At 40.9% G+C, this 10,897-nt stretch carries 13 protein-coding genes; 6 read left to right on the top strand and 7 right to left on the bottom strand.

Annotated elements, in window-relative coordinates; genetic code table 11:
* Nucleotides 1-498: 498 nt before the first annotated feature.
* Together Q0A12_RS01825 and Q0A12_RS01820 are read right to left on the bottom strand one after the other, a co-directional pair.
* Nucleotides 499-861 (bottom strand): hypothetical protein, encoded by a 363-nt coding sequence (locus Q0A12_RS01825; RefSeq protein ID WP_291291016.1) that lies wholly within the window; start codon nt 859-861, stop codon nt 499-501.
* A 67-nt stretch (nt 862-928) separates the two neighbouring features.
* Nucleotides 929-1,309 (bottom strand): CvfD/Ygs/GSP13 family RNA-binding post-transcriptional regulator, encoded by a 381-nt coding sequence (locus Q0A12_RS01820; protein ID WP_291291015.1) that lies wholly within the window; start codon nt 1,307-1,309, stop codon nt 929-931.
* 86 nt (nt 1,310-1,395) lie between these two features.
* Here Q0A12_RS01820 and Q0A12_RS01815 point away from each other — a divergent pair, with 86 nt between their 5' ends.
* A complete protein-coding gene (locus Q0A12_RS01815; RefSeq protein ID WP_291291014.1) occupies nt 1,396-2,562 on the top strand; it encodes a MalY/PatB family protein in 1,167 nt (388 codons plus the stop codon).
* A gap of 38 nt (nt 2,563-2,600) precedes the next feature.
* Here the strand turns inward: Q0A12_RS01815 and Q0A12_RS01810 are convergent, their stop codons facing one another.
* Nucleotides 2,601-3,212: a peptidylprolyl isomerase gene (locus tag Q0A12_RS01810; protein WP_291291013.1), complete on the bottom strand. Its 612-nt coding sequence runs from the start codon at nt 3,210-3,212 to the stop codon at nt 2,601-2,603.
* A 111-nt stretch (nt 3,213-3,323) separates the two neighbouring features.
* Here Q0A12_RS01810 and Q0A12_RS01805 point away from each other — a divergent pair, with 111 nt between their 5' ends.
* The 3 genes from Q0A12_RS01805 (at nt 3,324) to Q0A12_RS01795 (ending at nt 5,690) form a co-directional block, all read left to right on the top strand.
* The gene (locus Q0A12_RS01805; protein WP_291291012.1) at nt 3,324-4,301 is read left to right on the top strand and encodes an NAD(P)/FAD-dependent oxidoreductase; all 978 of its coding nucleotides are present in this window, start codon (nt 3,324-3,326) and stop codon (nt 4,299-4,301) included.
* A gap of 3 nt (nt 4,302-4,304) precedes the next feature.
* Complete coding sequence (yqeK, locus tag Q0A12_RS01800; RefSeq protein ID WP_291291011.1) at nt 4,305-4,904, top strand: bis(5'-nucleosyl)-tetraphosphatase (symmetrical) YqeK; 600 nt, start codon at nt 4,305-4,307, stop codon at nt 4,902-4,904.
* 276 nt (nt 4,905-5,180) lie between these two features.
* Complete coding sequence (locus Q0A12_RS01795; protein ID WP_291291010.1) at nt 5,181-5,690, top strand: phosphatidylglycerophosphatase A; 510 nt, start codon at nt 5,181-5,183, stop codon at nt 5,688-5,690.
* Between the two features lie 138 nt (nt 5,691-5,828).
* Here Q0A12_RS01795 and Q0A12_RS01790 read toward each other — a convergent pair whose 3' ends face one another.
* From Q0A12_RS01790 to Q0A12_RS01775, 4 genes are all read right to left on the bottom strand, one after another.
* Entirely contained in the window at nt 5,829-6,464 is a 636-nt protein-coding gene (locus Q0A12_RS01790; protein ID WP_291291009.1) for a TIGR01906 family membrane protein, read from the bottom strand.
* A complete protein-coding gene (locus tag Q0A12_RS01785) occupies nt 6,461-7,231 on the bottom strand; it encodes a TIGR01457 family HAD-type hydrolase (protein WP_291291008.1) in 771 nt (256 codons plus the stop codon). The genes Q0A12_RS01790 and Q0A12_RS01785 overlap by 4 nt, the downstream gene beginning before the upstream one ends.
* Nucleotides 7,232-7,235: 4 nt before the next feature.
* A complete protein-coding gene (locus Q0A12_RS01780; RefSeq protein ID WP_291291007.1) occupies nt 7,236-7,847 on the bottom strand; it encodes a YutD family protein in 612 nt (203 codons plus the stop codon).
* 74 nt (nt 7,848-7,921) lie between these two features.
* Nucleotides 7,922-9,301 (bottom strand): bifunctional metallophosphatase/5'-nucleotidase, encoded by a 1,380-nt coding sequence (locus Q0A12_RS01775; protein WP_291291006.1) that lies wholly within the window; start codon nt 9,299-9,301, stop codon nt 7,922-7,924.
* 189 nt (nt 9,302-9,490) lie between these two features.
* Here Q0A12_RS01775 and Q0A12_RS01770 point away from each other — a divergent pair, with 189 nt between their 5' ends.
* Together Q0A12_RS01770 and Q0A12_RS01765 are read left to right on the top strand one after the other, a co-directional pair.
* A complete protein-coding gene (locus tag Q0A12_RS01770; RefSeq protein WP_291291005.1) occupies nt 9,491-9,739 on the top strand; it encodes a hypothetical protein in 249 nt (82 codons plus the stop codon).
* Between the two features lie 161 nt (nt 9,740-9,900).
* On the top strand, nt 9,901-10,347 hold the full coding sequence (locus Q0A12_RS01765) for a GNAT family N-acetyltransferase (RefSeq protein ID WP_291291004.1): 447 nt from the start codon (nt 9,901-9,903) through the stop codon (nt 10,345-10,347).
* Nucleotides 10,348-10,897 lie beyond the last annotated feature (550 nt).

Raw genomic sequence — 10,897 nt, 5'->3', positions numbered from 1 at the left:
TTGCTTCATAAATGAAGCGCCCTACACATTGGTTCGTTTGCTTGCTTTGTTCAGTTTTCAAAGGTCTACTTCGCTGCGTTAGCAACTTTTAAATCATATCAGATCGACAAGTGATTGTCAACTCTTTTTTAAAAGTTTTTTTCAGAAGAAGTTTTTCAACGACTTCTTTCGCTTGCTCAGCGACTTAATTAGAATAACAAATGATTTGTTATTTGTCAACAACTTTTTTAAACTTTTTTGTTGCTATATCAGCACCAAATTGATTTTTTATTTTTGCGACTTCGTTATAATATCATCTGTATTCGATTTGGTCAAGTACTTTTTTCAAAAATTTTTTTTGAAAGGTTTTGACCGTCAGCTCAATTGCCAACGTTGATAAATTTACCATTATTCCTAGCGATGGTCAAGCTTATTTTTCAGTTTTTTTCAATAATGTTTCCAAAAAGAAAAAAAGCCGAATCAACGACTTTTTTTCATACAATTTTTTGTTACATTCTATTAGAAGAATGGCATACCTTCTATTTTGTAATCTTCAATAATCTGTCTGAAAACATTCGGTTCTTCCCACGCATAACCATCAGGTAAATGTTTCTCTTGTCCTGATTCTTTGGTTTCGAAAACAAAAAGTGGAATATTCTCAGTATCAATCGAACCATTGGTTAACTCAACAAGATCGATCGCTGTCACATCTAAATGAATACTGTCTTTAAACAATTGTAAAATATTTGCTAGACCGGTCTTGTCTTCAGAGAAGTCTGTCGACGCCAATTCTGCAGTACCTTCGTGCGTTTGCATTAAAAACTTTTTCGAGCCATTTGCCAAGTGCATCATAACTGTTCCTGCCACTTTTTTGGATCCCAAAATACCCACCTCGGTTATTCAACTGATTGTAAACCAATTTTAGCACATTTTCTGAAAATGTACACGATTATCTATTGCCGTTTTCTTTTTCCAGCATCTCTTTGGCTTCTGCTGTCCATTTCGGTAATGCTTCAGCAATCGTCCGAAAACCGATTCGTTTATTCTTATTCGTAAAATACCTTTTGCGCTTATAAGGAAGCTGAACAAATTTTTGTTCTAGGGTTCGGCGAGACAGACTGATCTTTTTGCTGTATTCATCAATATCGATAATCTGCACGCGGACATCTTGCCCAACTTGCAAGACATCGTGGATATTTTTTGTATATCCCGATTGGATCTCAGAAACATGGATCAAGCCTTGCGTCTCTTTATCTAGAGAAACAAATGCGCCGTATGGCTGAATACCTGTAACGGTTCCGTCAATAATCGTTCCAATTTGATAGTTCATATGATTTCCTCTCTTTTCATCTTTTATTATACTTGAACTAGTGTTAGATTTGAAGTAGTAGAAAAAACGATCTAGGAGGGCTACATATGACGAATTTTGATAAAGTGCATTCACGGTTGAATACCAATAGTGTGAAGTGGGACAGTATCGTTGCGACCTATAAGGAAAAGGATTTATTGCCTCTATGGGTAGCCGACATGGATTTTTTGGCTCCTACACCGGTCAAGAACGCGTTGCAGCAAGTGATTGATCAAGGCATCTACGGTTATACTGTTTTTCCTGATAGCTTATACGAAGCAATTATCTCCTGGCAAAAGCGCAAACACAATTATGTATTAGAAAAAGAAGATATTTTGTTTAACAGTGGCGTGGTTCCCAGTCTCGCATTAGCCGTCCAAAGTTACACCAAAGAAGGCGACAGTGTACTGATTCATGACCCGGTCTACCCTCCATTTGCAGCTGTCGTAGAAAAAAACCAACGCCAATTGGTCCGTCATACGCTGATTGAAAGAAACGGCCACTTCGAAATTGATCCTGCAGCCATGGAAGCTGATATCGTAGACAATGATGTCAAACTAATGATTCTCTGTAATCCTCATAACCCTGGTGGTCGTGTATGGACCTCCAAAGAGTTGCAAACGATTGGCGAGATCTGTCATCGCCATCAAGTGATAGTGGTCAGTGATGAAATCCACCAAGACATCGTTTTTGCTCCGAATACATTTGTTTCTTTCCAGACAGTCGATCCTGCTTTTGCTGAGTTCTCGATTGTATTGACTTCAGCAACCAAAACTTTCAACTTGGCTGGTATCAAGAATTCAATGATCTTCATCAAGAACCCGGATTTGAAAAAGCAATTCGTGATGGCGCAAGAAAAAAATGTTCAAAGTGAAATCAACACATTCGGCATTGTCGCAACTGAAGCCGCCTATCGCGACTCGGAAGACTGGTTGGATGAATTATTGGATTACTTATCAGGGAATATCGAATGGACATGTCAATATTTGACCGAACAGCTCCCAAAAGTACAGTTTCAAAAGCCAGAAGGCACCTATCTTATGTGGCTAGATTTTTCTGCCTACGGTCTTTCTGACCGAGAGCTGCAACGCAAATTGATCAAAGAAGCAAAAGTGGTCTTGAATCCAGGTATCAACTTTGGCCCGGCTGGCACACAGCATATGCGGATCAACTTGGCTTGTCCTCGGGAAACGCTGCAAAAAGGCCTCCTGCAGATCGCCGCTACATTCAAATAATCGAAACAATAAAAAAGAAACCCCGCGGGGTTCCTTTTTTATTCACTGATTTCAATTGTTTCGATTACAACATCATGAACAGGACGGTCTTGCGGTCCCCGTTGCACATTTGCAATTTCATCCACAACATCCATACCATCTACAACGTGGCCAAAAACGGTATGACGGAAGTCTAGCCATGGTGTGCCGCCTTGTTGGTACGCTTCGATTACTTCAGAAGGATAGCCTGCGCCTTCTAATTGACCAAGCATATTTGCCGGTACGTTTTGATTGTTGACAATAAAGAATTGGCTGCCGTTTGTATTTGGGCCAGCATTTGCCATTGATAAAGCCCCACGCAAGTTGAACAGTTCTTTTGAAAATTCATCTTCAAAACTGCCCCCATAAATACTTTCGCCCCCCATACCAGTTCCGGTAGGATCGCCCCCTTGGATCATAAAATCAGGGATGACACGGTGGAAAATAATGCCGTCATAATAGCCTTTTTTGGCAAGTTCAACAAAGTTTTTCACTGTTTTGGGTGCCAATTCTGGAAACAGCATCACTGTGATATCTCCGCGATTGGTTTTGATAGTTGCTTTGTGACTTGTTTCTTTTAAATGTAGCTGTGGAAATTCAGACACACTTAACGCCTCCTTGTTTATACTCATATACTAAAACAATAATAGCAGAAAAATGAAAAAATGCTAGTTTAGACATTTTTTGCTATAATAAAGCTATTCGTTCAATTGATTCGAATAATCATCAAAGGGAGATGCACTATGGAGATATATGATATTACCATCGTTGGCGCTGGACCAAGCGGTATGTTTTCTGCCTTTTATGCCGGTATGCGCAACGCAAAAACCAAACTGATCGATAGTTTACCTCAGCTAGGTGGGCAATTGGCCACACTCTATCCTGAGAAATATATATATGATATTCCAGGCTTTCCAAAGATCAAAGCCGATGAGTTGGTTCAAAATCTTGAAAAGCAGCTGACTACCTTCAATCATCAATACTGTTTAGAAGAAACCGTCTTACAGATTGAAAAGCATGAGGACTATTTAGAGCTGATCACAGATAAAGGCAATCATTACTCCAAAGCAGTGATCTTAGCCTTAGGCAATGGGTCTTTTCAACCAAGAAAGTTGTCTTTACCTGAAAGTGAGCGCTTTGAAGGCAATGGTCTTGATTACTTTGTGACCGATTTGATGAAATACGCAGGACGCAAAGTTGCCATAGCTGGTGGCGGCGATTCAGCGATTGACTGGGCGCTCATGTTGGAACCAATCGCTAGTGAAGTATACTTGATCCATCGTCGCCCTGAGTTTCGGGCGCATGAACATAGTGTCAATAAATTACGTGCTTCTTCCATCAATATTTTGACTCCTTATGTGATTCAATACATCAGTGGCGAAAAACGTTTGACAGACATCACATTGCAACAAGTCAAAGGTGATGAGACAGTTTCCTTGCAAGTAGATTCTTTGATCGTCAACTACGGGTTTTCTTCTACATTAAATATCAAAGACTGGGGACTAAAAAGTACCCGTCAAGGCGTATTCGTTACACCAGATATGCAAACCTCTGTTCCAGGAATCTATGCCTGCGGCGATGTGGTCTTATACGATGGAAAAGTAGAGTTGATTGCAACCGGCTTTGGAGAAGCCCCTACTGCCGTCAACAATGCCCTTCACTACATTGATCCTAAGAACCGAACACAACCTGCCCACAGCACTAGTTTGTTCAAGGAGTAGATCATGATAGCTGATTATAGAGTTGACTTGCCTGACACGACACTCATTGATCAAATGCACAGATATTTAGAAGCCTTTGACCATATTCCGACTATCCAACACCATATTGAAGTAGCTCATGCTGCTGAACAGCTGGCCCAACGATTTTCAGGCGATGCACCCAAAGCATTTGTTGCGGGTTTGTTCCATGATATCAGTGTGGTTATTCCTAATGAAAAACGGGTAGCCTTTCAAGAACAATTAGGGTTGGCGGTACTGCCGGAAGAAAGACAAGTGCCTTTGCTGCTGCATCAAAAGCAATCAGCTGTTTTGGCAAAAGAGATTTTTGGGATCACCGATCCGGAGATTCTCTCTGCGATCGCCTGTCACACAACGCTAAAGGCAGATTTTTCAAAGCTCGATCTTATTGTGTTTCTGGCAGACAAAATCAAATGGGACCGTGCAGATGCCGCACCTTTCCTAGAGGATCTGCTAGAAGCTCTAGATGATTCCTTAGAAGCCGCCGCACTGTGTTACATTGACTGGCTTTTTGCCAGCGATCTGCTAGTGGCTCATCCCTGGGCCGTTGCTGCAAAAAAACAATTGGAATCAAACCATCTATAGAAACAAGGGACTGTGCCATAAGTCATCACCCAACAAGTTAAACCGAATCATATGCTATTGCGATGGATTCCTCGGACTTTTGCGACGAGGAGTCCCTGCACCGCAGAAGCAATATTAGTTAATTTTCGGATAGTGTTACTTGTAGGCGACTTATGGCACGGTCCCTTATTTGTCTATGACTGCACAAGTATTCTCGCAACGGTTCGGCAGTATTTTTTGATTCCAAGGGCAAGATAAGATACGATAGAAGTAAGAAAAAGAATTGGAGGGAATCACATGGTATTAGAAAATAAAACACTTGAAGATAAAGCACGGGAATTACTTTCGGAACGTGGTGTATCGCTTCGAGACATTGGCGAGCTGGTTATGTTCTTGCAAAAGGATTATATCGAAGACATCACTTTAGATATGTGCATTGAAAGTGTAAACGCTGTCCTTAGCAAACGAGAAGTCCACAATACGATTTTAACGGGGATCCAATTGGATATTTTAGCTGAAGAAAACAGTCTTTTGCACCCGTTGCAAGAAATCGTCAAAGACGATGAAGGGTTATACGGGATTGATGAGATTTTGGCTCTTTCCATTGTCAATGTCTACGGGTCGATTGGTTTCACCAACTATGGCTACATCGATAAAGTCAAACCAGGCATCTTAAAAGAATTAAATAGCCATGAAGGTCCAAGAGTCCATACATTCTTAGATGATATCGTAGGTGCAATCGCAGCTTCGGCAGCTAGCCGATTGGCTCACCAGCATCCAAACAAATCGCGTTATATCACTCAATAAACCAGTAAAATTCACTTCTTATCAAACAAGACGCGGGGATAAATTTGAAATTTCCAAAGGCAAAATCGCGTCATCTCCTACCTGACGGCATCGAAAAAACGCCAGCAATGCTGACGTTTTCTTGATGCTTTTTTTATGCTATCGTCTTTTTTGGCTTTGTTTTGCCCGCCAGTAAATCACAAAGAAAAACAGTTCAATCAATACAAAGAACAAAATAAAACAATGCATGAAGAAGGTTTCTGGCAATACGTTGATGATTGGATCTGTGACTGGATCAAACAGCCAGTCATCATTAGTGAAAAAAATTTCGTGAAATGTCACAAAAAATCGATCAAACCCAATCGCCATCAAGAAACCAAAGAATACTGGCAGCAGCATCCCCCATTGAAACGGTCGTAGTAACCGCCAGCGTTGGTCATTTTTCCAAAAGGATCTAAGAAGCATGAAACTGGGAATGACCGTTACGATCAATACCCCATAATTGAGTAAAAACAGTTTTTTGACATCATAAAAATGGCCTGCCCCTGCTGTTGACATGGGAAAATCCGGTAACGCTAATGTCGTGTTAAATGGATTGTTCAAGAAATCTAGTAACAGCCCATAATTTTTTATCAATTCTTCTTTTGAAACGTTGGTATAATCCAAAATATTCAACTGTTGAATATCAAAATGATACAGCCAGCGAAAATTAATTGTTACCGTAATTGATAAGCTGATCAAAAATAAAAACAAACACAGCATCCCTAGCCGCTCGATCCATACTTGTTTTCTCATTGGTCAAAATCCCATTCATCTAAAGAATCAATGACATAAGTTGGCGGCTTTGGTAAATTCGGCACTGCGGATTTTGGTGTAAATCCTGACAGAACCAATAGAGAATCAATGTCATTGCGAATACCAGAACAAATATCCGTCTCATAGTTGTCGCCAACCATAATGACTTCTTCTTTTGGTAAGCCGAGGTGTGCGACGGCTTTGTCCATAATGATGGCTTCCGGTTTGCCGATGTAAATCGGTGCTGTCTGCGTTGCAGTCTCCACCATTGCGATCAATGAACCGGCACCTGGCAGCAGTCCCCGTTCGGTAGGGATATTTTTATCAGGATTCGTGCCGATAAAAGTTGCCCCTTTTTGAATCGCTAATGTGGCTAAGACAAACTTTTCATAGGTGACATCATTGTCTAAACCAACCACTACGTAATCCGGATTTTGATCATCCCATTCAAAACCGGCTGCTAAAATCAAATCGATCAATCCAGCTTCGCCAATCACAAAGACTTTATTGCCGCGTCCGTGGTCTTTCATAAAATCGATCGTTGCCAAACTGGCCGTATAAATTGTTGCCGGTGCCACATGAATGGCAAATTCATCCGCCAGTCGTTGTGCGACTGTTTCTGGACTACGGGTCGTATTGTTGGTTACAAACAGAAACGGGAGTCCCTTTTGCTGCAAAGCTTCAACGAAACGTTTGCCTGCTGGTATTGGTTCTTTTCCTAAATAGATCGTACCATCTAAATCAATTAAATATCCTTTATATTTCATCTATCTACTCTTCTCGTTGACGGATCGTAAATTCTTTTTTATTGGTTTTTTTCACAACTGTTTCTGTTGATCGCGCCTTTTTTTCTTTTGGTTTACGATTTTTGATCGTTGGCTTCACATTTTTTTGCGAAACGACTTCTTTTTTTTCATCGATGTGTGCCGCACGATTCTGATTGTTTTGCGCTGCTGGTTTCTTTTTGCGTCGACGGGTCGTGCTCTTTTCTTTCTTACCGCCAATACGTTGGATCACAAAATAAGCGCAGCCGAAATTGCAGTATTCATATAAATAATCTTCTAGCATATCGATCCGTTGATCCGGCAATGCCTTGCGATTGTCTTTGTCAAAAAAGCCTTTCAGGCGCAACTGTTCATAGCCCCAATCACCTACGATATAATCATAGCGGGACAAAACCTCACTGTAGCGTTCGCCTAATTTTTGGGGATCAAAGCCTTCGCGATAATCCACCACCAATTTGTATTGGCGCGTACCGATCAATAATTCATCTTCATTAATAAGCGTAACCAGTTCGCCTTTTTGCGGCTGTTTTTCTGGTTCTTCGATGATCTCCTCAAGTACTGAAGTGATCTCGTCTGTAATTGTTTGCTTTTCGGTCATCTCTTCACCACCTGTCGTCTATTATACCTTGTTTTAAGGTGTAATGATAGTCGTCCTTACATCAGACTTTTCTCTCACTGAAGCGGGTACTTATTGGCTAAATAGCTGCCAAAAACTGTGCGAATAAATTCCGGAAATAAAAATTCGCAGCGTCCAGCGATCTCAATCGTTGGGAAAAACGGAATAAACAAATAATGATCCACTAATGTGATCTGGTATTCTTCCACCGGATTGATCACTTTGTTTTGCCACAATACTTGGTGATTGACGGCATCATAGGAAATTCCTTTATAGACTAGCTCTCCGAATATTTTTCCGCGAAAGCCCATCCCAACAATTGGATAATTTCGTAAAAAGCGGCGGTTTTTTTCCATTTCCAACACAAAACGAATCACATCTGCCCCTTTTAAGGTCACTCGAATCAAGTGCATGGGATGAGGCAAGATGGTATGCAGCTGATCCTGATCGACGCGGCCTGCTGGTAAATCCCCTAAGAACAAGCCGCTATTCAGTACGGCAGCTTCGGTTTGTCCTCTGACACAAAGTGCGGCCAATGCTTCTTGAATAATCGAATTTTCGTTTCCTTCGCAACGAAGCGCTGCTGGGAGTTCCGCGACTTCCTTCGTTTTCAACAAGCGATGACCAATGGAAAGGTAACCAGCGATTTCTTCCTCATCCTGGGGAAATGCCAAGAGTTGGTCCGTGGGGATCACTCGAGCCGAACGTGCGAGGGTCTGATGCTGATCATCTAACGTAATCGTTACTTCCCCGATATAAAAGCCAAACTTTCCTGCAGCGGCCAATTGGACACCATTGACGATTTCCCCGGTCTCAAACAAATGATGGGTATGAGACCCTAAAATCACATCCAGCTGAGGAAACTCCGCTGCGATTGCTCGATCCGCATTGATGCCCAAGTGACTCATCAGGACTAAGACATCCACTTGCGGCTCCAATTGATTGATCAGCAACGGCAACAATTCTAAAGGTTCGCGAATGTCCCAGCCATTTGGTGAATAGGTCAATGGAAAGGGTGCCGTAAAAGCAATCAGCCCGACTTTTGTCCCTTGATTCGTTTCGATGATTTGGTAATCCTGCCGCCATTTTGGTGGCTTTAAGTCATTTTTATCAAATAGATTTGCTAGTAAGACCGGAAACTCCGCTTGATCATAAAGATGCTGAAGCTCCTCTTTGGAATTTCCGACACCTTCATTGTTGCCAATGGTCACTGCGTCATAGTGGCCTTGATTCATCAGTTCGATATTGGCTTGGCCATTGGTCGCTTCCGTCAATGGATGCCAACGATCCACAAAGTCTCCTAAATCCAAAGAAATCACTGTCTCTTGACTGGGATCCGCTTCTTGCTTCCGCTGATTCAAATAACGGCGAATCTTAGGCCAATGCTCCAGATGTGAATGCAAATCATTCGTGTGGACTAGCGTGATTTTTTCCATCTTATCCCTCTTCTCACCCATTTGCTGCCGGCTATTTGATTAGTCTTCAGCTTCATGTTTCAACTACTACTAGAATAGCACAATTTTGGCGAGGTACCAGAGGGATGCTTTCGAGTGTCGGTTTGTTTCCAGCTTTTGAACCGCCTTTCTAAAGACCTTGTGCTACAATAAAATAAAGGAGGGATTTCGATGTTAGAACAGTTACGAGCAGAATGGGAAAAACTTTTTGGCCACAAGTACACTTCTTCCTCTGAGAAACAACAAACGGTAGATGGAGAGACCACCCACCGTTTATCCGATGAGGATCCAGAAGCACTTCATGAAATGATGGGAACAGATTGGAATACATTTTTAGATGGCAGTGATGTCTTCACCGAACTATCCGCTGAAGAACAAGAAGAGATCCGCAGGAATGGCCCTCGGCATGAAGACTACTAGTTTGTTCTGCTACAAGCCCTATTAGAATCTCTCGCTTACAGGCGTAGTGGTTCTCAAACAAATTCATTTGTATCAAGAAGTGCTGTATATCTGTTGGATATACGGCATTTCGTTTTTTTCTGATACAATGAAACAAATCGGAGGTTGCGGAGGGCAAGAATTTGAAAATTATAGAGGTAAAAGAAAGAACAGCACCATTGATAGAACAATTATTAACCATTTGGGAAAGTGCTGTAAGAGCAACACATCTCTTTCTATCAGATCATGAAATAGAAGAAATCAAGACGTATGTACCACAAGCATTAAAAGAAATCCCCTATTTAATTCTCGTAGAAAACGAAAATCAAGTACCTGCTGGTTTTATGGGAATTGCGGGGCAACATCTTGAAATGCTCTTTATTGCGAACGAAGAAAGAGGAAAAGGGTTAGGCAAAGAATTGCTTACATATGGGATAGAAAAACATTTGGTTAATGATTTAGCAGTGAATGAACAAAACCCGCTGGCAAAAGATTTCTATGAACACATGGGATTTGAAGCTTATAAAAGAACAGCGTTTGATGAACAAGGCAATCCATATCCACTTATCTATATGAGATTAGAACGATAACTATTGTAGTTACTTTTTAGCAAGAGGCTGTGATATAAATCATCATCCAACAAGTGAAACCGCATCATTTCTATTGCGATAGATTCCTCTGACTTTTGCGACGAGGAACCACTGTACCGCAGAAGCAATACTATATCATGTTCGGATTTTAATTGTAGGAGACTTTATGCACAGCCCCTTTTTTTATTTATTGAATGAAGGAGATAAAAAAAAGCGCTTGTCTATAGTCTAAGAGGGATTACTTATAGAAGGCGCAGTTCTGTTTTTTGAAAACAAAAAAAGCTGATTTTCATCAGCTAATAGTTCATCATAAAAAAAAATCAGACACATGGAGACTCCTGCTTAAAATACTTAACCAATGTATATGGATTGTCTATTACTATCACGTCAGTATTTATCGCTGTTTCTAGATAAAATATCATTGCACTAATTATCATGAATTATCATTTTCTTGCCCCTTTTTTGCCCCCAATATTATTGTTCTAAAAAATAACACCTTCGGTTAATAAACGATTTTATTGTTGAAATGTTTTTTATTCTTACAATATTT

Origin of the sequence: Enterococcus sp. (assembly GCF_022711995.1) — a bacterium.
In the GTDB taxonomy this organism is placed as follows: domain Bacteria; phylum Bacillota; class Bacilli; order Lactobacillales; family Enterococcaceae; genus Enterococcus_D.
Note: the sequence above shows the minus strand (reverse complement) of the source record. Positions and strands in the feature narration are given on the sequence as shown.